Here is a 24,417-nt window from a genome sequence, read left to right as displayed (position 1 = left end):
CCGTGGGGTCAATAGATGGCAAGGTCGCCTTCATCACCGGGGTGGCGCGCGGCCAGGGCCGCAGCCACGCGGTGCGGCTCGCCCGCGAGGGCGCCAACATCATCGGCATCGACATCTGCGCCGACATTCCCGCCAACGGTTATCCAATGGCCTCCCACGAGGAACTGGACGAAACCGTCGCGCTGGTCGAGGAGGCCGGCGGCAAGATGCTGGGCACCGTCGCCGACGTCCGCGACTTCGAGCAAGTCAAAACCGCGATGGATGCCGGCGTCGAACACTTCGGCCGCCTCGACATCGTGCTGGCCAACGCCGGAATCGCACCGCTGGCGTTTCGCCAGTTGACCATCGAGGAGGAGCTCGCGCAGTGGCGCGCGGTCACCAGCGTCAACCTCGACGGGGCCTATCACACGGCATGGGCGGCCGTCCCACATCTGTTGTCCGGCAACCGCGGCGGGGTCATCATCTTCACCAGCTCGACCGCCGGCATCAAGGGCTTCGGCGGCCTGCAGGGCGGCGGCCTGGGCTATGCGGCATCCAAACACGGCATCGTCGGACTGATGCGCACGCTGGCCAATGCGCTTGCGCCGCTGAGCATTCGGGTGAACACGGTGCATCCGACCGCGGTGAACACGATGATGGCCACCAACGACGACATGACCGAGTTCCTGGAGAAGAATCCCGGCGCGGGTCCACACCTGCAAAACCCGATGCCCGTCGGCATGATAGAGCCCGAGGACGTCAGCGCCGCGATTGCCTACCTGGTCTCCGACGAGGCGAAGTACGTCACCGGCGTGACCTTCCCCGTCGACGCGGGCTTCTGCAACAAGGTTTGATACGCGGATGACGACGAACAACGCTGCGGGCCGGGTCGCGGACAAGCGGGTCCTGATCACCGGGGCCGCGCGGGGCATGGGACGCTCACACGCGGTGCGGCTGGCCGAAGAGGGCGCCGACTGCATCCTGGTGGACATCTGTTCCACGCCAGAGGGTTTGGAATATCCGCTGGCCACCGAGGAGGACCTGAACGAGACCGCCCGACTGGTCGAGAAACACGGCCGCCGGGCGATCGCGAAAGTCGTCGACGTGCGCGACGAGGCCGCCATGAAGTCGGCGGTCGACGCGGCCGTCGGCGAACTCGGCGGACTCGACGGCGCCGTCGCCAACGCCGGGGTGCTCACCGTCGGCACCTGGGACACCACTACCGCCGAACAGTGGCGGCTGGTCCTCGACGTCAACCTCATCGGCGCCTGGAACACCTGTGCGGCCGCCCTCCCCCACCTGGTCGCCCAGGGCGGCGGGAGCCTGGTCAACATCAGCTCGTCGGCCGGCATCAAGGGCACCCCGCTGCACGTGCCCTACACGGCGTCCAAGCACGGCATCGTCGGGATGACCCTGGCTCTGGCCAATGAGCTTGCCGCACAGAACATTCGCGTCAACACTGTGCACCCCACCGGGGTCGCCACCGGCATGGCGCCGCCGAGCATGCACACGTTGATCGCCGAGCAGCGGCCCGACCTGGTGCCCATCTTCCTCAACGCCCTGCCCGCACCGCTGATCGAGGCGTCCGACGTGAGCAACGCGGTGCTCTACCTGATGTCCGATGAATCCCGTTACGTCACGGGACTCGAACTGAAAGTCGACGCCGGTGTCACGATCCGATAAGGCCGCGATCCGCGACGGCGCGCAACACGAACGTGGGGTGCGCACCTTCGCCGAGGTGATGACGTTCGATCCACCCGATGGCGATAGCCCGTACGCGGGCGCGCTGATCGACTTCGTCTTCGGCGAGGTGTGGTCGCGGCCGGGCCTGTCCCGCCGCGATCGACGGTTCGTCACCCTGGCGTGCGTCGCGGCCGCCGACGCGCAGGCGCCCCTGGAGCAACACGTCTACGCCGCGCTCAACAGCGGTGACCTCACAATCACCGAAATGCGGGAAACCGTACTGCATTTCGCGGTCTACGCGGGCTGGCCCAAGGCGTCCCGGTTCAACATCGCGGTGGACATGCAGTGGGCCAAGATCACCGAGGCTCGTGGCGAACAACCCCCTCCCCCGGAACCGTTGCTGCCGCTGGTCACCGCCAGCGACCCCGAGCAGCGGCTGCGAGGCGGCGAGGCGTCCTTCAAGGAGATCAACTGCCTACCGTTCGCGCCGATGCGCGACAACCCGTACTCGGGTGCCGGCATTCTGAACTTCGTCTTCGGTGAGATGTGGCTGCGTCCCGGCCTGGGGATGAAAGAGCGCCGGTTGATCACCGTCGCCTGCGTCGCCTTTCAGGACGCCGAAATCCCGATCATGTCGCACGTGTACGCGGCGCTGAAGAGTGGCGACGTCTCCTTTTCCGAGATGGACGAACTCGCATTGCAGTTCGCGGCGTACTACGGCTGCGCCAAGGCCGAATACCTCAATCAGGTGATCGCCGAACAGAAGCAGCGGGTGACGGCCGAGAACCAGGCCGAGCACTCGCCCGTCGGCTGACGCGACAACGGAGGAAAATTCGCCCATGACGGCAACCGCGTCCTCACCACCGCGTTCGGGTGCGTTACTCATTGCCGGAGAACGCATTACCACGGCGTCGGGCGGCGACTACGAGCACGTCTACCCCGGCACCGGGCGGCCCAACGCGACCATTCCCATGGCCGGCGAGAGCGAGATCGACAGGGCAGTCGACAGCGCCCGGGAGGCGCACCGGGAATGGATGTCCTATCCCGTCGATCGCCGTCGCGATCTGCTGTTCGCGTTGGCCGATGTGGTGCGCGACCACTTCGCGGAGCTGGCCGAGCTCAACGTGCACGACTACGGCGTCCCGGTCTCGGTGGCCGGTAACTCGGTGCTGACCGAACGGTTCCTGCGTTACTACGCCGGTTATGCCGACAAGACGCACGGGGCAAGCACGCCCGTCGCCGGAGCGTTCGACGTCAATCTCGTCGAACGCGAGCCCTACGGCGTCGTCGGTGTCATCGCGCCGTGGAACGGACCGCTGGTGGTCGCCGGCGCCGCGGTGGCTCCCGCGCTGGCGGCGGGCAACGCGGTGATCCTCAAGCCCTCCGAGCTTGCGTCGTTGGCGCCCTTGCGCTTTGGCGAACTGTGCCTCGAAGCGGGCCTGCCGCCGGGACTGGTGAACGTGTTACCGGCCGGACCGGAAGGCGGTGACGCGCTGGTGCGTCATCCCCGGGTCGGCAAGATCCACTTCACCGGCGGTCAGGCTACCGCCCAGAAGGTGCTGCAAGCCGCGTCGCACAACCTCACCCCGGTGACGGCCGAATTGGGGGGCAAGTCCGCCTATCTCGTGTTCGCCGATGCCGACCTCGACATGGCCGCCGTCATCGCGGCGCACCAGGGGCCGATCACCCAGGCGGGCCAAAGTTGCGCGTGCGCCTCACGGATCCTCGTCGAGGCGTCCGTGTACGTCCGCTTCGTGGAGAAACTCGTCGCGACCGTGCAGGCCGCCAAGATCGGGGATCCGCTGCAACCCGACGTGATGCTCGGTCCCGTCATCACCGAAGCCGCCGCCGAACGCATCCTGGGGGTCATCGACCGGGCGGTCAGCGAAAGGGCCGGTGATCTGGTCACCGGCGGACGACGACTGGGTGGCGAGCTGGCGTCCGGCTATTTCATCGAGCCGACGATCTTCACCAACGTCGACAACCGTTCGTCACTGGCGCAGACCGAAACCTTCGGGCCGGTCGCTTCGGTGATGCCGTTCGGCGACGAGGCGGAGGCGGTCCGAATCGCCAACGATTCCCGCTACGGTCTCAACGCCTTCGTGGCGACGTCCAACCTGGAACGAGCACACCGGGTTGCGCGTCAGCTGCAAGCGGGCTCGGTGTGGGTGAACAGGCACAGCGACATCGAGCCCCAGGGCCCCTACGGCGGCTACAAGCAGAGCGGGTTCGGCCGCACGGGCGGCGCCGAAGGCCTTTACGAGTTCTTGCAGGTGAAGAACATTCGCATCGGCATGGGCTGACGTTCCCGAATCTCAGCCCTAACCGGCGTTGATTGCCGTGAAATATTGTGCAAATCAAGTATTTCCGCTCAAGGGGTAGAGTCGCGGACATGAATGTGGTCGAGTGGCTCCGGACGCCCCGCTACCTGCGGACGCGTTTCATGATGGAAACGCGGCCGTTGAACCGCCTGGAAATGGAGATCGTGTTCCTCGAGGTGGCCGCCCGCGACGCGCTGGTACGCCTGCCCGTCGCGTTCATGATTCTGCCGAAGAGCCCCCGCCCCTGGCGCGATGGCCCGTCCAACCCCGAGCAGGCCAAGTAGCGGTTCCGCACAGGCGGCCGGGTCGCTGCGGCGGGACCACCGACGGTGACGATCGACAGCCCTTACTGGGACGCCGCCCCACGATCAGGACGTCGACGCGCCAATACTGCTGGCCTACAACGGGAGTCGTCTCATGTACATCGGCGATGGCCGCGGCGGCGGCACGGGTGATGACCGGATGCATCAGATCCTCGAAACACAGCGGACCGAAGTCGATTCCCGCCAGCCGGTGCTGTGGTGGGGCCAACGCGACCGGGTGACGGTGTACGAACGGAGGGCTCCGTAAAGCACTTGGGAGCCGCCGCGGAGTAGGGCATGCTGGCGGTATGCATGTGACCAACGGAGTGCGTGACCCGGCGGCGAGCTTTCCCCTCGACACCGCGGCGGACGACGCCGGCGAGCGCCGGCAGGCCAATCGCGCCGTCGCCGTCAGCGCCGTCGGACTGGCGCTGACCGGCCTGGTCGAGTTCGTCATCGCGCTGCTGTCCGGCTCGGTGGCGCTGCTGGGCGACGCGCTGCACAACCTGTCGGACGTCTCCACGAGCGTCCTGGTGTTCATCGGCTTCCGCGCGTCGCGCAAGCTGCCCACTGAGCGGTACCCCTATGGCTACGAACGCGCCGAGGACCTCGCCGGGATCGGGGTGGCACTGGTGATCTGGGGCAGCGCCGTGGTCGCCGGTTTCGAAAGCGTCACCAAGCTGCTGCGTCACGGCGGCACCGGTTACGTGGGCTGGGGCATCGGCGCGGCCGTCGTCGGCGTGGTGGGCAATCAGCTGGTGGCTCGCTACAAACTGGTGGTGGGCAGGCGAATTCGGTCGGCGACGATGGTGGCCGACGCCAAGCATTCGTGGCTGGACGCGCTGTCGTCGGCCGGTGCGGTGCTCGGGCTGATCGGCGTGGCACTGGGCTGGGGCTGGGCCGACGCGGTCGCCGGGATCGTGGTCACCGGGTTCATCTGCCACGTCGGCTGGGAGGTGACCGCCGACATCGCGCACCGCCTGCTCGACGGCGTCGACCCCGACATCATCACCACCGCCGAGGCCGTCGCCGCCTCGGTCCCCGGCGTGACGCATGCGCACGCCCGGGCCAGGTGGACCGGGCGGACCCTGCGTGTCGAAGTGGAAGGGTTCCTGAACGCCGACACACCGCTGGGGGCCTCCGACCGGATCGGTCGCAGCGTCGCCGCGGCGCTGGCGCCACGGATCCCGGAGATGCAGAGCTTCACCTGGACGGCGCGCGCGGCCTAGCGCTTCAGCGACGGAACCGCTCCCGCAACTGCGGGTCGTTCTCCCACCAAAGTCCCGACTGCGCAGGCGTTCCACTCTCGGCGGCGTCGGTCTGGGCGCTTCGCGCCTCGGCCTCGTCCAGCTCGGCATCGACCGCGACCGCGTGCGCCTGCTCGTCGCGGGACATGGCCCGCATCAGCAGCAGCACGAACGGCCACCCGACCAGATCCCCGAGGATCCACAGGACGCCGGCACCGATCGTCTGGTCGAGCCGTTGGTCGGGACCCCAAGTCCGTTGCAGCCCCGCGTAATACGCCGCACCGATCAACGAGCCCTGCCAGATGACCAATCCCAGCACACCGTCGCCCAGCGCCTCGGCGACGCTGATCAGCAGCGAGATCGACTGCGGGTACCTGTGCGGCACGGGGTCTTCCTGCAGCCGGGCATAGAAGTAGCAGAAGCCCAACGCCACCAACAGGATTCGCGTCGGCGCACCGATCCACTCGGTCTGCAGGGCCGCGGTGTACCACGGCGTCAGGTACAGCAGCCACGGCGTGGCGAGCATCGCTACCGACGTGGTCGCCGGATGCACGAGCACGCGTGCGAACCGCGTCGCCAGCAACCGATCGATGCGGTCTCGCCCCGCCGGCCCGACGGCGTCGCGAAAGACGGTGACCGGCTTGGCCTGCGCGATGAGAAACGGGACGACGTAGAGCAGCAACAACACCTGCAGCGCGCGCACCCAGAACAGCACGTAGGCGTAGGCGCCGAGCGCGCTGATCGTGGCCAGCAGCCACACCAGCATGGCCGCGCCGAAGCACGCGGCATTCGCGGGGCGGGCCGGGGGTTCGGCGCCGCGGGTGCGCCGGTAACACCAGCCGTATCCCGTGGCGAGCACCGCGACGACGGCCGCGGAGACCAGGTCGACATGCCAGGTCGCAGCGGCCGCGTCCCACGTCAGCGGTCCGGGATCGACGCGCACGGCCACCAGCCTATTGCGGCCGCGGCCGGCTCAGTTGCCGACGGCCCCTTCCGGCTTCGGACCGCGGTCCTCGCCGGTGATGTACTTCGGGCAGTAATGGGCGGCCGCGAGGTAGGTGAACTTGGCCGCGGCGGCGCCCTGGAAGGCCGGATTCTGGTTGCGCAGGTCGGTCACGATCTTCGCGTCGGACTGGCCGTCGTCGAGTAGGTCGCACACCGACTTGCCGATGGTGATCGCGTTGCCGGCGTCCTGGTAGGTGAGGCCGGCGTCGCGGAGGTCTTTGAGGAAGTCCTGGTCGTTGTCGATGTCCGCGTGCGCGGGCGCGGCCAGAACGATCATGGTTGCGAGGCTGGTCAGCCCCAGGAGGAATCGCATAACGCAGTGATTGTCGCAAACCTGTCGGTGGATGGCATCTCGAGCGCTACGGGGCTTCCGGGGTGCTGGGCGTGCCCGGGGTGCTCGGGGTGCTCGTCGCGACGGCGCTCGGGCAGTACGTGGTGGCGGCGATGGCCGCGAACTGATTGGCCTTGTCCTCGCTCAGCGCGGAGTTCTTGGACAGCAGCGTCTTGACCACATCGGGCATCTGCGTGCCCTGGCTGACGCTGTCGCACACCCACTTGCCCGCGCCCACGGCCTTGCTCGGGTCCGAAAAGGTGATGCCGGCCGCGTGCAGCGACGCGATGAACGAGTCGTCGGTGCCGTCGGCGTGTGCCGGCGCGGCCAGGCCGACCGCGACGGCCAGACCGCACAGCGCGAGCAGTGGCTTCATGACTGACGAATTCTCCCAGAACGGTCAATGGCCCGCACCCCCTCGGCCGTCGTCGTCAACCTAGGGTTGACAGCCTCGGGGCGTCAACCTAGCGTTGACGTCATGCCCGAGCCTGTCCGCATCACCTACCCGATCCGCCTCGACGAACTGATCGACGCCATCAAATCCACCCGGCCCGACGTGCTGGACCAGCTGGCCGACGCGGTCCTGGCCGCCGAGCACCTGGGCGAGATTGCCGACCATTTGATCGGCCACTTCGTGGACCAGGCCCGCCGCTCCGGCGCGTCGTGGACCGACATCGGCAAGAGCATGGGCGTCACCAAGCAGGCCGCCCAGAAGCGCTTCGTCCCGCGCGCCGAGCCCGCCGCCCTCGATCTCGAACAGGGATTCGCGCGTTTCACCCCACGGGCGCGCGGCGCGGTGGTCGCGGCGCAGAACGCCGCGCACGAAGCGGGAAACGGCGAGATCACCCCCGATCACCTGCTGCTCGGTGTGCTCGGCGATGCGGCCGCCCTGGCAACGGTGTTGCTGCACCTGCAGCAGGTCGACACCGAGGCGCTGCGGGCCGCCGCGACCGAGGCGATCGCCGCGCTGCGCTCGGATGCCGAACCGCCGCAGCTCATTCCGTTCAGCGGGCCAGCGCGCAAGGCGCTCGAACTGAGTGTGCGCGAGGCACTTCGCCTCGGCCACAACTACGTCGGCACCGAGCATCAGCTGCTGGCGCTGCTGGAGCTCGAAGGCGGGAACGGCCCGCTGCACCGGTGCGGCGTCGACAAAGACCGGGTCGAGGCGGATCTGATCACGGCGCTGCAATCCCTGTCCGGCGGCGGCAATGCCGCTCCGCGCGCGGCTGGAGGCGGCTGACCGGTGCGGCCGACCCCTCCCTTCGGCGTCCGCGCGTGTGCAATCATGCGAGGGTCCCCCGCAACGGCGCCAAGGAGGCACGACATGGCGAGGATGCACCGCTGGCCGATGGTGGCGTCCGCCTTTCTGGTCGCCGTTGCCGGCGTCATCGCCGTCGGCGCCGGCGCGGTGCCGACGCCCCGCGCGTGGGCCGGGGACGCGCCGATCGGCCACATCGGCGACACGCTGCGGGTGGACACCGGCACGTTCATCGCCGACGTCACCGTGAGCGGCGTGGGGCCCTGCGACCCGCCGCCGGGATTCGGCTACACACGCGAAGGCACCTACAAGGGCTTTCCCGGCAGCACCGTCGAGCGCGCCGACGTGACCATCCGCGCGATCCGGGTGCCCAACCCGTACGTCATGGCGACCGTCATGGATTTCAACGGCGTCACCCCGAACGCCGACGCCTACAAGCCGCGGGCCTCCGATGCGCCCGACGCGCTGGACAACGTGCTCGTCAACGCCCCGAACGGGGCGATCGTGCGCGGCGGCGTGTATTGGGACGCCTACCGCGATCCGGTCTCCACCGTCGTCCTGCTCGACAAGAAGACGGGCTATCACCTCGCGCAGTGGAACCTCTGACCGGAACGTTCCAGATCGCGCCGGCGGATTGCGGTGACGCCGTAGAGCTGGCCGCCGTTGCGGCGCAAACCTTTCCGTTGGCGTGTCCGCCCTCGGTGACCGCGGAGAACATCGCGTCGTTCGTGGACGCCAACCTGTCGGCCGCCCACTTCGCGCGGTATCTGGCGGATCCGGATCGCGCCCTCGTCACCGCGCGCCGGGACGGACGGATTGTCGGTTACGCCATGCTGGTTCGCGACTCTGGCGCCGATGCCGCCGAGCTGTCCAAGATCTACGTGCTGCCCGAGTATCACGGCGGCGGGGCGTCGACCGCGCTGATGGGCCTCGCGCTGGCCACCGCCGGCGAATGGGGCGCGCGGCGCGTGTGGCTGGGCGTCAACCAGGCAAACGAACGCGCACAACGCTTTTACCTCAAGAGCGGGTTCACGATCAACGGCACCAGAACGTTTCAGCTGGGTACCGGCGTCGAGAGCGACTATGTCATGATCCGCGAGCTGGGTTAGCCGCCGCGGTCAGCGCCAGCAGCCGGGAAGTGGCCCGCAGGTACTTCTTTCGGTATCCGCCGGCCAGCATCTCCTCGCTGAAGATGGTGTCCAGCTTGGCGCCCGAGGCCACCACGGGAATGCCCGCGTCATAGAGCCGATCGGTCAGCGCCACCAACCGCAGCGCGACGTTCTGATCGTCGAGGCCGTGCACGCCGGTCAGGAAGACCGCGCTCACCCCCTCGATCAGCGTCAGATACCGCGACGGGTGCATGGTGGCCAGGTGCGCGCACAGCGCGTCGAAGTCGTCGAGCGTCGCACCGTCGACCCGCGCGGCGCGCGCGGCCACCTCGTCGTCGGACAAAGGCTGCGGTGCGGGCGGCAGCCCGCGGTGCCGGTAGTCGGGCCCCTCGATCCGTACGGGTGTGAAAATGCTTGCCAGCGTGTTGATCTCGCGCAGAAAATCCTGCGCCGCGAACCGGCCTTCACCGAGCTGCTCGGGCAGCGTGTTGGAGGTGGCGGCCACCGAGACCCCGCGCTCGACCAGCGACGAGAGCAGTCGCGAGATCAGCGTGGTGTTGCCCGGGTCGTCGAGTTCGAATTCGTCGATGCAGAGCGCCGTGTAGTCGGCCAGCAGGTCGATGCATTCGACGAAGCCGAACACCCCGGCCAGCTGGGTCAGCTCCCCGAACGTCGCGAACGCCTTGGGCGCCGGGCCATCCGGTGATTCGCCGGGGCCGTCGCCGGGCAGTTCGTAGTAGGCCGACGCCAGCAGGTGGGTCTTGCCGACGCCGAAGCCACCGTCGAGGTAGAGCCCAACGCCGGGCAGAACTACCCGGCGGCCCAACAGTTTTCGCCGGCCGGCGCGACGCTCGACGGCCTGCCGGCAGAACTCCTCACACGCCACCACCGCGGCGGCCTGCGTCGGCTCCGCCGGATCGGGCTGATACGTCGCGAAGCTCACGTCGGCGAAGGTTGGGGGCGGCCGCAATTGGGCGATCAGCCGCTCGGGCGACACCGTCGGGTGACGATCGACCAGGCGGGCCACGCCGCCCGAAGCGCCCGCGGAGGTGGACCCGTGCATGCAGGAACTGTAGCGGCGTGCTGCAATCAGACTCATGCCCGACTCTGGCGGCCTGGAGAGTTCCGCGACTTCGGAGACGCCGCTGTCGCTGCTCGGCGCGGTTCGCGGACTCGACGACGGCGACCTCCCCCGGCTCTACGACTATCCCGAACACGACGGGACGTGGGTGCGGGCGAACTTCATCACCAGCGTCGACGGCGGGGCCACCACGGGCGGCAGCAGCGGCGCGATGGGCGGCCCCGGCGACCGGTTCATCTTCAACCTGCTGCGCGAGCTCGCCGACGTCATCGTGGTGGGGGCGGGCACCGTGCGGATCGAGGGCTACTCGGGCGCGCAGGTCGGCGCCGCCGAGCGTCAGCGGCGGCAGGCTCGCGGCCAAAGCGAGGTCCCGCAGCTGGCGATCGTCACGGGATCAGGTCGCCTCAACCGGGATATGGCGGTGTTCACCCGCACCGAGGTGCAACCGCTGGTGCTCACCTGCACCGCGGCGGCCGAGCAGACACGCCGGGCGCTCAGCGGCCTGTGCGAGGTGGTCGACTGCTCCGGCCGCGACCCCCAGAGGGTCGACGAGGCCGCCCTGCTGGCCGCCCTCGGTGCCCGCGGCATGCGCCGCATCCTCACCGAGGGCGGACCGACGCTGCTGGACTCGCTGATGCAACGCGACATGCTCGACGAGCTGTGCCTGACCATCGCGCCCTGCATCGTCGGCGGCCAGGCGCGGCGCATCGCGACCGGCCCGGGGCAGCTGCTCACCCGGATGCGGTGTGCCCACGTGCTGACCGACGACGCCGGCTACCTTTACACCCGCTACGTCAAGGCCTAGCTACTGTGGTCGGCATGAGTCGGCCGTACACGTGCGCCACGATCCTGGTTGCGGTGACCGCGCTGCTGGCCGGCTGCGTCCCGGGCCTGGCCGCCGATCCTCGGTTCGCCACCAATTCCGGTGCGCGACCGCAGGGAGCGGCGACCTCGAAGCCGGCGCCCAGCGGCCCACCGCCGATCGCCGCGCCCAAGAACGACCTGGCGTGGCACGACTGCACGTCCAAGGTGTTCGCCGACGCGGCCGTTCCCGCCGCGGCCGGCGTCCAACTGGACTGCGCGAACTACGACGCCGACCTGGACCCGGTCAACGGCGGGGGCGGCACCCTGAGCATCGGCGTGGTGCGGGCCCGCTCCGACAAGACGCCCCAGGACGCCGGGCCGCTGGTCTTCACCACCGGCTCGGACCTGCCGTCCTCGACGCAATTGCCGGTCTGGCTCTCGCGGGCCGGCGCCGACGTGCTCGCCACCCACCCCATCGTGTCCGTCGATCGCCGCGGCATCGGGATGTCGAGCCCCATCGACTGCCGCGACAAGTTCGACCGCCAGCAGATGCGCGACCAGTCGCAATTCCAGACCGGCGACGACCCGGTGGCCAACCTCTCCGAGGTCTCCAACACCGCCACCACCAACTGCGGCGACGCGGTCGGGATCGGGCCCAACGCCTCCTCCTACGACGACGCGCACGCCGCCTCCGACATCGAGCGGTTGCGCACGATGTGGGACGTGCCCGCCCTCGCGCTGGTTGGCATCGGCAACGGCGCGCAGGTGGCGCTGGCCTACGCCGGGTCACGGCCGGACAAGGTGGCCCGGTTGATCCTCGACTCACCGGTTGCGTTGGGCACCAACGCCGAAGCCGCCGCCGAGCAACAGGTCAAGGGGCAGCAGGCCTCCCTCGACGCGTTCGCCGCGCAGTGCATCGCGGTGAACTGCGCGCTGGGCGCGGACCCGAAGGGCGCCGTCAGCGCCCTGCTGGCCGACGCACGCGCCGGCAAGGGCCCCGGCGGCGCGTCGGTGGCGCAGGTGGCCAACGCCATCACCGTCGCGCTCGGCTATCCCGCCGGCGGCCGGGTCAGCGCCACCACCGACCTGGCCAACGCGCTCGCGAGCGCCCGTTCCGGCGACACCAACGCGCTGAACAACCTGATCAACCACGCCAATGCGATCCAGGACTCCGACGGCCAGTTCGTCAACGTGTGCAGCGACGCGGTCAACCGTCCCACCCCGGACCGGGTGCGCGAACTCGTCGTCGCCTGGGGCAAGCTCTACCCCGAGTTCGGGACCGTCGCCGCGCTCAACATGGTCAAGTGCGTGCACTGGCCCACCGGCTCGCCGCCGCCCACGCCGAAGACCCTGAAGGTCGACGTGCTGCTGCTCGGCGTGCAGCACGACCCGATCGTCGGCACCGACGGCGTCGCGGCCACCGCGGCCAGCATCATCAACGCCAACGCCGCCAGCAAGCGGGTGATGTGGCAGGGCATCGGCCACGGCGCCAGCATCTTCTCGGGCTGCGCCGTTCCGCCGTTGATCGGCTACCTCAGCAGCGGCAAATTGCCCAACACCGACACCTACTGCCCCGCCTGACGCTGCTTTCCGGCCCGGGCGGGCGCCGGTGTACGGTGCGCTGGTGACGGCAGCTGAATCGACCCGAACCGGCCTGCGTGATCGGACCCTGGCCGCCTTCGGCCCCCGCACCGGCGCCCCGAGCGTCGCGACCGTGCTGCGGATGGCGTTGTGGCCAATCGCGATCTTCTCGGTGCTGCACCGCAGCATCATCCTCACGTTGAACGGCAACATCACCGACGACTTCAAACCGGTGTACCGCGCGGTCCTGAACTTCCGGCACGGCTGGGACATCTACAACGAGCACTTCGACTACGTCGACCCGCACTACCTGTACCCGCCGGGCGGCACCCTGCTGATGGCGCCGTTCGGGTACCTGCCCTTCAACCCGTCGCGGTTCCTGTTCATCCTGATCAACACCGCCGCGATCCTGATCGCCTGGTACCTGCTGCTGCGGATGTTCAAATTCACGCTGTCCTCGGTCGCCGCGCCCGCCCTGCTGCTGGCCATGTTCTGCACCGAGAGTGTGACCAGCACCCTGGTGTTCACCAACATCAACGGCTGCGTCCTGCTGGCCGAGATGCTGTTCCTGCGCTGGCTGTTGGACGGGAGAGTCAGCCGGCAGTGGTGGGCGGGCCTCGCGATCGGCCTCACGCTCACGCTCAAACCCGTGCTGGGGCCGCTGCTGTTGCTGCCCCTGCTGAACCGCCAGTGGCGCACCCTGATACCCGCGTTCGTCGTGCCCGTGGTGATCAACATCGCCGCCTGGCCGTTGGTCAGCCACCCGATGGAGTTCTTCACCAAAACGCTGCCGTACATCGGCGGCACCCGGGACTACTTCAACAGCTCCATCGAGGGCAACGGCGTGTACTTCGGCCTACCCACCTGGCTGATCGTGTTCATGCGAATCATGTTCGTCCTGATTACGATCGGCGCGCTGTGGCTGCTGTACCGCTACTACCGCACCCGCGACCCGCTGTTCTGGTTCACCAGCTCGTCGGGCGTGCTGCTGCTGTGTTCCTGGCTGGTGCTCCCGCTGGCCCAGGGCTACTACTCGATGATGCTGTTCCCGTTCTTGATGACGGTGGTGCTGCGGAATTCGCTGATCCGCAACTGGCCGGCCTGGCTCGGGATCTACGGCTTCATGACGCTGGACGACTGGCTGATCTACCGGGCGATGAGGTACGGCCGTGCGCTGCATTACCTCAAGATCACCTACGGCTGGTCGCTGCTGCTGATCGTCGCCTTCACCGTGCTGTTGTTCCGTTACCTCGACGCGAGGGCCGAGAACCGGCTGGACGACGGCATCGATCCGGCGTGGCTGACGGCCGAGCGCGAGCGTGAGGCGATCGCGCCGGCGGCGGAGCCGGGCGCAGCGGCACACGTCCACTGAGCCTCTGATCGCGGGTGTTGCCGGGCCGGGCGCGGCGGATCGCCGCCAGGCGCGCTAGCGTGGATGCCATGGCTTCCCCCGACGTGTCGCAGCCCAAGGTGCAACTGAGCGACGACGAGTGGCGCAAGAAACTCAGCCCGGAAGAGTTCCACGTGCTGCGCCAGGCCGGCACCGAACGGCCCTTCACCGGTGAATACACTGACACCAAAACCGAAGGCGTGTACCAATGCCGGGCCTGCGGTGCCGAATTGTTCCGCAGCACAGAGAAGTTCGAGTCGCATTGCGGCTGGCCGTCGTTCTTCGACCCGGCGAATTCCGACGCGGTGATCCTGCGTCCCGACCATTCGATGGGCACCACGCGCACCGAGGTGCTGTGCGCCAACTGCCACAGCCACCTGGGCCACGTGTTCGCCGGCGAGGGCTACCCGACGCCGACGGATCAGCGCTACTGCATCAACTCGGTCTGCCTGCGGCTGGTGCCGGCGGGCGGATAGCCCGCGGCTGGGTTTGGTTCACGACACATAACCGGTTGCGACGACACGCCGAGGTGGATCGCAACGCTTTATATCTCGCGGCAACCTCGACGGATGAGCGCGTCACGCACGCGTCGCACGACGCCTTCGGGTTTGTCCTCGGCGATCACCCGGACGACGATCCAGCCGAGTTCTTCAAGCTTGCGGACCCGCCACTGGTCTCGGGCGTACTGGCGGCGGTCGGCGCGGTGCTGATCACCGTCATACTCGGCGGCCACTTTGTATCTCTCCCAAGCCATATCGAGCACGCCAACGGTTCGCCAGTTCTCATTCACGGGTATCTGCGTCTCCGGTGCAGGCAGCCCGGCATCAACGAGTAGCAGACGCAGCCAGGTCTCCTTGGGTGACGCCGCACCGGGATCAACGAGAGGGAGTGCCGTGCGTAGGCGTCGCAGGCCCCGCGCACGCGGGTACCGCTTCGCCAGCAGCGACACCTGCTCGACGTCAAACGGTGTCGCGCGCATCAGCGCGTCGAGTCGCGCCACCGCCTCGCCCCTGGGCAGCTGCCTGGCCAGGTCGTATGCTGTTCTCGCCAAAGTGGTCACCGGCAGTCCCGCGACACGGGTGATCTCGTCGGGCTCAACTCGCTGATTGCGGGTGATCACGCCGACCGGAGCATGCTGGTTACGCCAGATCAATTCGATGGGTTCGTCGTCGTCGATCCAATTCGAGCCGTGCAACGTCGCCGCGGCCAGCCCGGCGATCACGGCGCGCCGGCCCGACCACAGCCATGCCGCAACACATCTCGTTCGCAACGGCGGTGCGGCGTCGCCCGACACATAGATGTCGGGATAGAGCGCACGGAACTGGGTTCGCAGCTGATACAGGCTCAGGCTTCCCCGGCGCACAGCATCGCTGCCTCTAAACACGTCTTCCACGCACTAAAGACGTCCCTGCCCGCCGCGAGGATCCACCAGCCATAAGCCACTGCGACACGTGTCGGCGTGTCGTCGCAGACGTTTATGTGTCGCGGCGTGCGATGCGGTCGGGTGGGTGGGCGCGATGCCTTACACCCGCGTGGCGTGCACTTCCCAGAACGGGGCATGCGCCCGCTCGCCCTCGAGCCACGGCTCGATCACCCGGAAGCGCTCCAGCAGCTTCTCCGCCTGATCGGCCATGTCAGGATTGCGCTTGGCCATTGCCTCGATGGACTCGACGCTGATGTTGACCCGATAGGTGGTGGTACCCAGATAGCTGATCTCCCAGCCGCCGTCGGGCAGCACCTCTCGAAAGTCGTTCTCCGACAACGACCGCAGCATCTTGAAGCCGTTGACGTTGTGCTCGCCGAATTCGAACATGTACAGCCGTGCGCCCGGTTTGGTGGCGCGGTGCAGCGCCCGCACATAGGACCGGCGCAGCTCGGGCTCGGTGCTGAAGGTGTGGTAGAAGGCGCAGTCGACCACCGTGTCGAACCGGCCGTCGAACCCGTCCAGCTTCGTCGCGTCGGCCAGCTCGAAATTAACTGACACACCGGCCTTTTGGGCGTTCTCCCGGGCGCGCTCGATGGCGCCCGCCGACCCGTCGATGCCGGTCGCCGAATATCCCTTGGACGCGTAGTAGATGGCGTGATGGCCCGGGCCGGTCCCCGGGTCGAGCACCTCACCCTTGATGGCGCCCAGCGCGACGAGCTGCTGGACCACCGGCTGCGGACCGCCGATGTCCCACGGTGTGGCGGCAGGCAGGCCGTGCGACGTCCGCGGGTCGCGGTACATCTCCTCGAAGCGGGTGGGGTCGGCCGGGTCGAATGGCTGGCTCATACGGCGCCGCTTCTCCTCATCGCTTCGCTCTGCATCGTCGCCGGCCCGGTCATGGCAGGGCGTTCACCAGCTGCTCGACGGCAACCCGGGGGCCGGTGAAGAACGGCGTCTCCTCGCGGGTGTGCCGGCGGGCGTCGGTGGCGCGCAATTCCCGCATCAGGTCCACGATCCGGTGCAGTTCGGGGGCCTCGAAGGCCAGCAGCCATTCGTAGTCGCCGAGTGCGAACGCCGGGACCGTGTTGGCGCGGACGTCCTTGTATTCGCGCGCGGCCATGCCGTGCTCGGCCAGCATGCGGCGGCGTTCCTCGTCGGGCAGCAGGTACCACTCGTAGGACCGCACAAAGGGATACACGCAGATGTAGGCGCCGGGTTCCTCGCCGGCCAGGAACGCCGGGATGTGGCTCTTGTTGAACTCGGCCGGCCGGTGCAACGCCACGCTGCTCCACACCGGCGAGCTGGCCCGCCCCAGCGCCGTGGTCCGCCGGAAGTCGGCGTAGGTGGCCTGCAGCGCCTCGACGCGCTCGGCGTGGGTCCAGATCATGAAGTCGGCGTCGGCCCGCAGGCCCGCGACGTCGTAGAGGCCGCGCACCACGACGCCGCGCTCCTCCTGCTGCTTGAAGAACGTCGACGCTTCGTCGATGACGTCGTCGCGCTGGTCACCGAGCTCACCCGGCTCTACGGAGAACACGGAGAACATCAGGTAGCGGATCGTGGAGTTGAGCGAGTCGTAGTCGAGCTTGGCCATGAAACCTATCGTGCCACCCGCGCGTCCAAGTCTCCGATGGCCCTGATCACACGCTCGGCCGCGCGCCCGGCGGCGCCGATGCAGGCCGGTACGCCGATGCCGTCGAGGTAACTGCCGGCCACCGCGAGCGTTGGGGGCAGGCCCGCCCGCACCTCGGCCACCAGGTCGGCATGGCCCGGCCCGTACTGGGGCATCGCGTCGATCCAGCGCCGGATGCGGATGTCGACGGGCTCGACGGTCAGCCCGAACACGGTGGCCAAATCGCCCAGCGCCCAGGTCGCCAGCTCGTCGTCGGACGCCTCAGCCGCCACGCGATCGCCGAACCGCCCGAACGACAGGCGCAGCAGCTGTGCGCCGCCCCGGGCACCCCACTTGCGCGACGAGAGGGTGATGGCCTTGGCGCGCAACCGCTCACCGGTGGCCACCAGCACGCCCGAACAGTCCGGGAACGCGGTATCGCCGGACACGGCGAGCGCCATCACCACCGACGATGCGCTGGTGATGCGACGGGCCGCGGCGACGCTGCTCGGTGCGATTCCGGCCAGCAGCCGGCAGCACTGCCCCGCCGGCACGGCCAGGATCACCGCGTCGGCGGCCCAGCGCGCGCCGGTGTCGTCGACCACGTTCCAGCCGGCGCCGGCGCGCTCGAGCCGCGACACCGCGGCACGCACCCAGCGCGGGCGCCCGCGCGCGAGCAGCTCATCGATCAGCACCTGGTAGCCGCCCTCGAGCGACCCGAACACCGGCGCGCCGGTGGCCGGCGGCAGCGCCCGCCGCACGGCGCCGGTCAGGCTGGTGGCGCCGCGGTCCAGCGCCGCCGCCACCATCGGGGCCGCCGCGCGCAGGCCGATGGTGGCCGACGAACCCGCATAGACCCCGCTCAGCAGCGGATCCACCGACCGGGCCACCACCTGTTCGCCGAATCGCTCGCCGACCACATCGGCCACTGCGGGGTCGGCGCCCGGTTCCCACGCCAGCGGGCGGGTGGGCTCGGCCTCGATGCGGGCCACCGTGGCCTCGTCGACCAGTCCCGCCACCGACGCCGCGGACGACGGTATCCCGACCACGGTGCCCGCGGGCAGCGCACGCAGCTCCTGCCGGCTGTAGATCAGCGGGCGCGCGCCCGTCGAAACCCGCTGACGTTCAGACAAATTCAGTTCATCAAGCAGTGCGGGCATCTCGGGTCGGCGCAGCACGAAAGCCTCGGCGCCCAAGTCCATCGGCACCCCGGCGACCACCTCGGTGCGCAGCACACCCCCGAGCCTGTCTCCCGGATCGAACAGCGTGATCGCGGCGTCGTCACCGACCGCCGCACGCAGCCGATAGGCGGCCGTTAGGCCCGAAATCCCGCCCCCCACAACACAATACGAGGTCGAGGTCATAGGGAGTGGACCAGCGACACCAGGTCGGTCAGCACGCCGGGATCCGTTTCGGGCAGCACGCCGTGGCCAAGGTTGAACACGTGACCGGCGGCCCCGGCGTCAATCGCGCGCCGCCCGTCGTCCACGACCGCGCGCGCCGCGCGCTCCACCACCGGCCAGCCCGCCAGCGCCACCACCGGATCGAGGTTGCCCTGCAACGCCGTGCCGGGCTGCACGCGGGCGGCCGCGTCGGCCAGGGACGTCCGCCAATCCACACCCACCACGTTGGCGCCGGCCGAGGACATGGCGCCCAGAAGTTCGGCGGTGCCGACCCCGAAGTGGGTCATCGGCACGCCATGGTCGGCCAGCGCGGCGAACACCCGGGCGCTGTGGGGCTGCACGTAGGTGCGGTAATTCGCCAGGGACAGCGCCCCGGCCCACGAGTCGAACACCTGGATGGCGTCCACCCCGGCCTCGAGCTGCACCCGCAAGAAGCCCACGGTGATGTCGGTCAGCTTCTCCATCAGCGCGTGCCAGGTGTCCGGCTCGGCCAGCATCATCGCCTTGGTGCGCGCATGGTGGCGGCTGGGGCCGCCCTCGATCAGATAGGACGCCAACGTGAACGGGGCGCCCGCGAAGCCGATCAGCGGGACGTCGCCGAGCGCCGCCACCAGCAGCGACACCGCGTCGGACACCGGCGCAACCCGTTGCCGCTCAAGGGGTTTGATTGCGGCCACGTCGGCCTCGGTGCGCACCGGCGACTCGATGACCGGCCCGACGCCGGCGACGATGTCCAGGTCGATGCCCGCGCCGAGCAACGGCACCACGATGTCGGAGAACAGGATCGCCGCGTCCACATCGTGGCGGCGGACCGGCTGCAGGGTGATCTCGCAGACCAGCTCGGCGTCGAAGCAGGCCGACAGCATGTCGGTCTGGGCCCGTAGCGCCCGGTATTCGGGCAGCGAGCGACCGGCCTGCCGCATGAACCACACCGGCACCCGGTTGGGTTTGCGGCCGCTGACGGCGGCCAGATACGGCGACTCGGGAAGGTCGCGGCGAGTACTCATCAGCCTTAATGCTGCCATGACCGGAGTGCACCGAACTGCGCTGCGTACGATCAACGACCGCGACCGTTTGAACGTCAGGAGCTCGAAGATGCCCGTGAGTCAGCCCCCAGCGAGTTACGACGCGTTTCCCAGCCTGCGCTGCGAGCTCGGGGACAACGGGGTGCTGACGCTGGTTCTCGACTCCCCCGGCCTGAATTCGGTCGGGCCGCAGATGCACCGCGACCTCGCCGACATCTGGCCGGTGATCGACCGCGACCCCGCCGTGCGCGCCGTCCTGGTCCGCGGGGAAGGCAAGGCCTTTTCCTCCGGCGGCAGCTTCGACCTGATCGACGAGACGATCAACGACTACCAGGGCCGGCTCCGCATCATGCGCGAGGCCCGCGACCTCGTGCACAACATGATCAACTGCGACACCCCCGTCGTGTCGGCCATCCGGGGGCCGGCGGTCGGCGCGGGCCTGGTGGTGGCCCTGCTCGCCGACATCTCGGTGGCGGGCCGCACCGCGAAGCTCATCGACGGCCACACCAAGCTGGGCGTGGCGGCCGGCGACCATGCCGCGATCTGCTGGCCGCTGCTGGTCGGCATGGCCAAGGCCAAGTACTACCTGCTGACCTGCGAGACGCTGCTGGGCGAGGAAGCCGAGCGGATCGGCCTGGTGTCCACCTGCGTCGACGACGACGACGTGCTGTCCACCGCCGCCCGCATCGCCGAGAACCTGGCGCAGGGGGCGCAGAACGCGATCCAGTGGACCAAGCGCAGCCTCAACCACTGGTATCGCATGATGGGCCCCACGTTCGAGACCTCGGTGGGCCTGGAGTTCCTCAGCTTCAGCGGCCCCGACGTGCAGGAAGGCCTGGCCGCGCACCGCGAGAAGCGCCAGGCGCGTTTCACCCGCTGACCGGCGCCTGAGCTGCACATATAGCTTAGGTGGAGGCCCGGTAACGGCTTGGTCGCGGCGCGTTTGAAACGCGGCGCGCCTGTCGCGGCCTGTCGGGCGGTAGGTCTACCGTCGATCCCTGTGACCCGTGCCGTGACGATGCAGAACGGTCGGGATGAACAGGAGCGGCGTCAAGTGACCTCATCCGAACCGGCCCCATTCCGCGAAGCGGTAGCGGCGATGAACGCCGTCGTCGTGCGGCCGGAGATCGAGTTGGGTCCCATCCGGCCGCCGCAACGCTTGGCTCCCCACAGCTACGCCCTGGGCGCCGAGGTCAAACATCCCGATCGCGAAATCATTCCCGAGCGGTCCGACGGCGACGCCTTCGGACGGTTGATCCTGCTGTACGACCCCGAGGGGGCCGACGCGTGGGACGGCACCATCCGCATGGTCGCCTACATCCAGGCCGACCTTGACCCCAGTGAGGCGGTCGACCCGCTGCTGCCCGAAGTAGCGTGGAGCTGGCTAGTCGAGGCACTGGAGTCACGTATGGAACAAGTCGTCGCCCTGGGCGGCACCGTCACCGCCACCACATCGGTGCGCTACGGAGACATCTCCGGGCCGCCGCGCGCCCACCAGCTCGAGCTGCGCGCGTCCTGGACCGCGACGTCGCCCGCGGTCGGGGGGCACGTCGAGGCGTTCTGCGAGGTACTGGAGCACGCCGCGGGCCTACCCCCCGCCGGAGTCACCGACCTGAGCTCGCGGTCACGCGCCTAGCATGGGCGAACCGTCGGCCGACGGGCCAGGCGGCAGCGCGCCCGGCGACGTGGGCACCGACCCCGCCCCCACCCCGCTGCCGCAACCCTCCGAGGGCGTCCCGCCCATCTCGGTGAGCGTGCACGAGATCGAGGCCGCCGCGCAGCGCCTGGACCGCGGGCACGGGCCCTTCGCGGTGGACGCCGAGCGGGCGTCGGGCTTCCGCTACTCCAACCGGGCCTACCTGATCCAGATCCGCCGGGCCGGTTCCGGCACCGTGCTGATCGATCCGGTCAGCCACGGCGCCGACCCGCTGCAGGCGCTGCGGCCGGTGGCCGAGGTGCTGGGCAGCGACGAATGGATCCTGCACTCCGCCGATCAGGACCTGCCGTGTCTGGCCGAGGTGGGCATGCGGCCGCCTGCGCTGTATGACACCGAGCTCGCCGGGCGGCTGGCCGGGTTCGAGCGGGTGAACCTGGCGACCATGGTCGAGCGGCTGCTGGGCTTCGGGCTGGCCAAGGGGCACGGCGCGGCCGACTGGTCCAAGCGGCCACTGCCCGCCGAGTGGCTCAACTACGCCGCGCTGGATGTGGAACTGCTCATCGAGCTGCGGGACGCGATCGCCGACGTCCTGGCCGAGCAGGGCAAAACCGATTGGGCCGCACAGGAATTCGACTACCTGCGCGACGCGGGCACGAAAGACCCGGGCGCCGCCGCGCGCCGGGACCGGTGGCGGCGAACGTCGGGCATTCATCGGGTGCGCGATCAGCGTGGCCTGGCCGCGGTCCGCGAGCTGTGGTTGACGCGCGACCGGATCGCGGCACGCCGCGACATCGCGCCGCGCCGCATTCTGCCCGACTCGGCCATCATCGACGCCGCCCTGGCCAACCCGACGACCGTCGAGGAGCTCGTCGCGTTGCCGGTGTTCGGTGGCCGCAATCAGCGGCGCAGCGCCGCGACGTGGCTGGGCGCGCTGGACGAGGCCCGGCGGAACAAGAACCCACCCGCGGACAGCGAGCCGCCGAACGGTCCGCCGCCGCCGGCACGGTGGAGCAGGCGCAAACCGGAGGCCGCCGCCCGGCTGGAGGCCGCGCGCTCGGCGCTGTCCGAGGTCTCCGAGCGGGTCCACGTCCCCATTGAGAACCTGGTCTCGCCGGACCTGGTGCGACGGCTGTGCTGGGACTGGGTGCCCGCGCCCGATCCGTACGACGCCGTCGAGACGTTCCTGCGCGCCGGGCAGGCGCGGCCGTGGCAGCGGGAATTGGTGGATCGGGTTCTGGCCCGGGCGCTGCAGGCGCCGGAAGGCACCGAGCCCGCTGACTAGTCGAGGTGCTCGCGGATCTCCGCTTCGGCGACGCCGCTGCCCAGCGCGGCGACCCAACCGGTGATGCGGCGGGCCACGTCCTGGTCGGTCAGCGCCAGATCCGTCAGCAGCTCACCGCGCGAGGCGTGCTCGTAGAACTGCTGCGGCAGCCCGACGTCGCGGCATGGAACGTCGATGTCGGCGCGGCGCAGCGCGGCGGACACCGCCGAGCCCACCCCGCCGTTGACCCCGTTGTCCTCGCAAGTCACGACGAGCTTGTGCTGGGCCGCCAATTCGAGAATGCTCTCCGAGACCGGCAGCACCCAGCGAGGGTCGACGACCGTGACGCCGATCCCCTGGTCTTGTAGCCGCCTGGCCACCGCCAGCGCCATCGGCACGAACGCGCCGACGCCGATCAGCAGCACGTCGTGGTTGCATCCGGCCGCCGGGACCGCGAGCACGTCGACGCCCGAGATGCCCGCTCCGCGACGCTCGATCGCCGGGATGTCCTCGCCCACATCGCCTTTGGGGAAGCGCAGCGCCGTGGGGCCGTCGTCGACGTCGAGCGCCTCACCGAGTTCCTCGCGCAACCGGGTGGCGTCCCGCGGTGCGGCCACCCGCATGCCGGGCACGATGCCCAGCATCGACATGTCCCACATGCCGTTGTGGCTGGCGCCGTCCGAACCGGTGATCCCCGCCCGGTCGAGCACCATCGTGACGGGCAGCTCGTGCAGCGCCACGTCCATCATGATCTGGTCGAAGGCCCGGTTGAGGAACGTCGAATAGATGGCCACCACCGGGTGCATGCCGCCCATGGCCAGGCCGGCGGCCGACGTCATCGCGTGCTGCTCGGCGATGCCGACGTCGAACAACCGGTCCGGGAACTGCTGCCCGAACGGGCTCAGCCCGGTAGGGCCGGGCATGGCCGCGGTGATGGCCACGATGTCGCGGCGCTTGCGGGCATAGCCGATGAGGGCGTCGGAAAACGTCGCCGTCCAGCCGGGGCCGGCGATGCTGGTGGCCTGGCCGGTGACCGGGTCGATGACGCCGCACGAATGCATCTGTTCGGCCTCGTCGTCCTCGGCCGGCGCGAAGCCCATCCCCTTGCGGGTCACCACGTGCACGATCACCGGGCGGCCGAAGCCGCGGGCGTGCCGCAGCGCGGCCTCCACCGCGCGTTCGTCGTGACCGTCGACCGGGCCGACATACTTCAGGCCCAGATCCGTGAACATCAGCTGCGGTGACAGCGAGTCCTTGATGCCGGCCTTGACGCTGTGCATGACCCGGTAGGCGATCTTGCCGACCAGCGGCAGCGCGCGCAGCGCGTCGCGGCCCTTCTCCAGCGCCTGCTCGTAGACCGGCTGCAGCCGCAGCGAGGCGAGGTGGTCGGCCACACCGCCGATCGTCGGGGCGTAGCTGCGGCCGTTGTCGTTGACCACGATGATGACCGGGCGGCCCGAGGCGGCGATGTTGTTCAGCGCCTCCCAGCACATGCCGCCGGTGAGCGCGCCGTCGCCGACCACCGCGACCACGTGCCGGTTGCGGTGCCCGCTCAGCTCGAAGGCCTTGGCCAGGCCGTCGGCGTACGACAACGACGCGCTGGCGTGGCTCGATTCCACCCAATCGTGCTCGCTCTCGGCGCGCGACGGGTAGCCGGACAGCCCACCCTTCTTGCGCAGGCTCTCGAACTCGTGCGAGCGGCCCGTCAGCATCTTGTGCACGTAGGCCTGATGGCCGGTGTCGAAGATGATCGGATCGTGGGGCGAGTCGAACACCCGATGCAGGGCGAGCGTCAGCTCGACCACGCCCAGATTCGGCCCCAGGTGTCCCCCCGTGGCAGCGACCTTGTGAATCAGGAACTCGCGAATCTCGGCGGCCAGTTCGCGAATTTCGTGTTGGGAAAGGTGCTGCAGATCGGCGGGCCCACGGATCTGTTCCAGCATTC

26 protein-coding genes and 1 pseudogene are annotated in these 24,417 nt (G+C 69.3%); 17 read left to right on the top strand and 10 right to left on the bottom strand.

The genetic code is table 11. From position 1 onward, the window contains the following. Window positions 1-2 precede the first annotated feature (2 nt). The 7 genes from ACYQ8K_RS16775 (at window position 3) to ACYQ8K_RS16745 (ending at window position 5,514) form a co-directional block, all read left to right on the top strand. Entirely contained in the window at window positions 3-833 is an 831-nt protein-coding gene (locus ACYQ8K_RS16775; RefSeq protein ID WP_459970643.1) for a mycofactocin-coupled SDR family oxidoreductase, read from the top strand. A 7-nt stretch (window positions 834-840) separates the two neighbouring features. Then, window positions 841-1,662 carry a mycofactocin-coupled SDR family oxidoreductase gene (locus ACYQ8K_RS16770; protein WP_459970641.1) on the top strand — a complete coding sequence of 274 codons (822 nt, stop codon included), beginning with the start codon at window positions 841-843 and terminating at the stop codon, window positions 1,660-1,662. Next, window positions 1,646-2,476, top strand: coding sequence for a carboxymuconolactone decarboxylase family protein (locus ACYQ8K_RS16765; protein WP_459970639.1), 831 nt, complete (start codon window positions 1,646-1,648; stop codon window positions 2,474-2,476). The genes ACYQ8K_RS16770 and ACYQ8K_RS16765 overlap by 17 nt, the downstream gene beginning before the upstream one ends. 25 nt (window positions 2,477-2,501) lie before the next feature. Next, window positions 2,502-3,965 (top strand): aldehyde dehydrogenase family protein, encoded by a 1,464-nt coding sequence (locus tag ACYQ8K_RS16760; RefSeq protein ID WP_459970637.1) that lies wholly within the window; start codon window positions 2,502-2,504, stop codon window positions 3,963-3,965. A gap of 89 nt (window positions 3,966-4,054) precedes the next feature. Continuing rightward, window positions 4,055-4,267 carry a hypothetical protein gene (locus ACYQ8K_RS16755; RefSeq protein WP_459970635.1) on the top strand — a complete coding sequence of 71 codons (213 nt, stop codon included), beginning with the start codon at window positions 4,055-4,057 and terminating at the stop codon, window positions 4,265-4,267. 133 nt (window positions 4,268-4,400) lie between these two features. Next, window positions 4,401-4,553: a hypothetical protein gene (locus ACYQ8K_RS16750; protein WP_459970633.1), complete on the top strand. Its 153-nt coding sequence runs from the start codon at window positions 4,401-4,403 to the stop codon at window positions 4,551-4,553. A gap of 40 nt (window positions 4,554-4,593) precedes the next feature. Next, the gene (locus ACYQ8K_RS16745) at window positions 4,594-5,514 is read left to right on the top strand and encodes a cation diffusion facilitator family transporter (protein ID WP_459970631.1); all 921 of its coding nucleotides are present in this window, start codon (window positions 4,594-4,596) and stop codon (window positions 5,512-5,514) included. 4 nt (window positions 5,515-5,518) lie between these two features. On the opposite strand, the gene ACYQ8K_RS16740 is transcribed toward ACYQ8K_RS16745, so the two are convergent. The 3 genes from ACYQ8K_RS16740 to ACYQ8K_RS16730 are packed head-to-tail and all read right to left on the bottom strand — an operon-like array spanning window position 5,519 to window position 7,244. Continuing rightward, window positions 5,519-6,475, bottom strand: coding sequence for a cytochrome c oxidase assembly protein (locus ACYQ8K_RS16740; RefSeq protein WP_459970629.1), 957 nt, complete (start codon window positions 6,473-6,475; stop codon window positions 5,519-5,521). Between the two features lie 30 nt (window positions 6,476-6,505). Further along, window positions 6,506-6,850 (bottom strand): DUF732 domain-containing protein, encoded by a 345-nt coding sequence (locus ACYQ8K_RS16735; RefSeq protein ID WP_459970628.1) that lies wholly within the window; start codon window positions 6,848-6,850, stop codon window positions 6,506-6,508. A 46-nt stretch (window positions 6,851-6,896) separates the two neighbouring features. Then, window positions 6,897-7,244: a DUF732 domain-containing protein gene (locus tag ACYQ8K_RS16730; protein WP_459970626.1), complete on the bottom strand. Its 348-nt coding sequence runs from the start codon at window positions 7,242-7,244 to the stop codon at window positions 6,897-6,899. 102 nt (window positions 7,245-7,346) lie between these two features. Here ACYQ8K_RS16730 and ACYQ8K_RS16725 point away from each other — a divergent pair, with 102 nt between their 5' ends. The 3 genes from ACYQ8K_RS16725 to ACYQ8K_RS16715 all read left to right on the top strand — a co-directional run bounded on the left by ACYQ8K_RS16725 (window position 7,347) and on the right by ACYQ8K_RS16715 (window position 9,235). After that, on the top strand, window positions 7,347-8,108 hold the full coding sequence (locus ACYQ8K_RS16725) for a Clp protease N-terminal domain-containing protein (protein ID WP_459970676.1): 762 nt from the start codon (window positions 7,347-7,349) through the stop codon (window positions 8,106-8,108). 93 nt (window positions 8,109-8,201) lie between these two features. Next, window positions 8,202-8,732, top strand: a complete 531-nt coding sequence (locus ACYQ8K_RS16720) for a hypothetical protein (protein ID WP_459970674.1) — start codon at window positions 8,202-8,204, stop codon at window positions 8,730-8,732. Continuing rightward, window positions 8,720-9,235 carry a GNAT family N-acetyltransferase gene (locus ACYQ8K_RS16715; protein WP_459970625.1) on the top strand — a complete coding sequence of 172 codons (516 nt, stop codon included), beginning with the start codon at window positions 8,720-8,722 and terminating at the stop codon, window positions 9,233-9,235. Before ACYQ8K_RS16720 ends, ACYQ8K_RS16715 begins: the two co-directional genes overlap by 13 nt. On the opposite strand, the gene zapE is transcribed toward ACYQ8K_RS16715, so the two are convergent. Beyond that, window positions 9,213-10,334, bottom strand: a complete 1,122-nt coding sequence (zapE, locus tag ACYQ8K_RS16710; RefSeq protein ID WP_459970623.1) for a cell division protein ZapE — start codon at window positions 10,332-10,334, stop codon at window positions 9,213-9,215. The genes ACYQ8K_RS16715 and zapE overlap by 23 nt on opposite strands. On the opposite strand from zapE, the gene ACYQ8K_RS16705 reads away from it, so the two are divergent. The 4 genes from ACYQ8K_RS16705 (at window position 10,333) to msrB (ending at window position 14,567) form a co-directional block, all read left to right on the top strand. Further along, on the top strand, window positions 10,333-11,121 hold the full coding sequence (locus ACYQ8K_RS16705; protein ID WP_459970621.1) for a pyrimidine reductase family protein: 789 nt from the start codon (window positions 10,333-10,335) through the stop codon (window positions 11,119-11,121). The genes zapE and ACYQ8K_RS16705 overlap by 2 nt on opposite strands. Before the next feature lie 14 nt (window positions 11,122-11,135). Next, the gene (locus ACYQ8K_RS16700) at window positions 11,136-12,701 is read left to right on the top strand and encodes an alpha/beta fold hydrolase (protein ID WP_459970619.1); all 1,566 of its coding nucleotides are present in this window, start codon (window positions 11,136-11,138) and stop codon (window positions 12,699-12,701) included. Window positions 12,702-12,729: 28 nt separating this feature from the next. After that, window positions 12,730-14,073, top strand: a complete 1,344-nt coding sequence (gene aftC / locus ACYQ8K_RS16695; protein WP_459970617.1) for an arabinofuranan 3-O-arabinosyltransferase — start codon at window positions 12,730-12,732, stop codon at window positions 14,071-14,073. 68 nt (window positions 14,074-14,141) lie between these two features. After that, complete coding sequence (gene msrB / locus ACYQ8K_RS16690) at window positions 14,142-14,567, top strand: peptide-methionine (R)-S-oxide reductase MsrB (protein ID WP_459970615.1); 426 nt, start codon at window positions 14,142-14,144, stop codon at window positions 14,565-14,567. Window positions 14,568-14,635: 68 nt separating this feature from the next. On the opposite strand, the gene ACYQ8K_RS16685 is transcribed toward msrB, so the two are convergent. The 5 genes from ACYQ8K_RS16685 to hemE all read right to left on the bottom strand — a co-directional run bounded on the left by ACYQ8K_RS16685 (window position 14,636) and on the right by hemE (window position 19,536). Beyond that, the gene (locus tag ACYQ8K_RS16685) at window positions 14,636-15,484 is read right to left on the bottom strand and encodes a DUF559 domain-containing protein (protein WP_459970613.1); all 849 of its coding nucleotides are present in this window, start codon (window positions 15,482-15,484) and stop codon (window positions 14,636-14,638) included. A 129-nt stretch (window positions 15,485-15,613) separates the two neighbouring features. Beyond that, window positions 15,614-16,363, bottom strand: coding sequence for a class I SAM-dependent methyltransferase (locus ACYQ8K_RS16680; protein ID WP_459970611.1), 750 nt, complete (start codon window positions 16,361-16,363; stop codon window positions 15,614-15,616). 49 nt (window positions 16,364-16,412) lie between these two features. Next, window positions 16,413-17,108 carry a hydrogen peroxide-dependent heme synthase gene (hemQ, locus tag ACYQ8K_RS16675; RefSeq protein WP_007774838.1) on the bottom strand — a complete coding sequence of 232 codons (696 nt, stop codon included), beginning with the start codon at window positions 17,106-17,108 and terminating at the stop codon, window positions 16,413-16,415. Window positions 17,109-17,113: 5 nt separating this feature from the next. Next, window positions 17,114-18,490: a protoporphyrinogen oxidase gene (locus ACYQ8K_RS16670; protein ID WP_459970609.1), complete on the bottom strand. Its 1,377-nt coding sequence runs from the start codon at window positions 18,488-18,490 to the stop codon at window positions 17,114-17,116. Next, entirely contained in the window at window positions 18,487-19,536 is a 1,050-nt protein-coding gene (gene hemE, locus ACYQ8K_RS16665) for a uroporphyrinogen decarboxylase (protein ID WP_459970607.1), read from the bottom strand. The genes ACYQ8K_RS16670 and hemE overlap by 4 nt, the downstream gene beginning before the upstream one ends. A gap of 88 nt (window positions 19,537-19,624) precedes the next feature. Here hemE and ACYQ8K_RS16660 point away from each other — a divergent pair, with 88 nt between their 5' ends. The 3 genes and pseudogenes from ACYQ8K_RS16660 to ACYQ8K_RS16650 all read left to right on the top strand — a co-directional run bounded on the left by ACYQ8K_RS16660 (window position 19,625) and on the right by ACYQ8K_RS16650 (window position 22,493). After that, window positions 19,625-20,434: an enoyl-CoA hydratase/isomerase family protein gene (locus tag ACYQ8K_RS16660; RefSeq protein WP_459970605.1), complete on the top strand. Its 810-nt coding sequence runs from the start codon at window positions 19,625-19,627 to the stop codon at window positions 20,432-20,434. 89 nt (window positions 20,435-20,523) lie between these two features. After that, a pseudogene (locus ACYQ8K_RS16655) lies at window positions 20,524-21,190 on the top strand (DUF3000 domain-containing protein). A 1-nt stretch (window position 21,191) separates the two neighbouring features. Further along, on the top strand, window positions 21,192-22,493 hold the full coding sequence (locus tag ACYQ8K_RS16650) for a ribonuclease D (protein ID WP_459970603.1): 1,302 nt from the start codon (window positions 21,192-21,194) through the stop codon (window positions 22,491-22,493). Here ACYQ8K_RS16650 and dxs read toward each other — a convergent pair. Next, window positions 22,490-24,415: a 1-deoxy-D-xylulose-5-phosphate synthase gene (gene dxs / locus ACYQ8K_RS16645; protein ID WP_459970601.1), complete on the bottom strand. Its 1,926-nt coding sequence runs from the start codon at window positions 24,413-24,415 to the stop codon at window positions 22,490-22,492. The genes ACYQ8K_RS16650 and dxs overlap by 4 nt on opposite strands. Window positions 24,416-24,417: the final 2 nt, after the last annotated feature.

Source organism: Mycobacterium sp. MUNTM1 (assembly GCF_054660795.1).
Note: the sequence above shows the minus strand (reverse complement) of the source record. Positions and strands in the feature narration are given on the sequence as shown.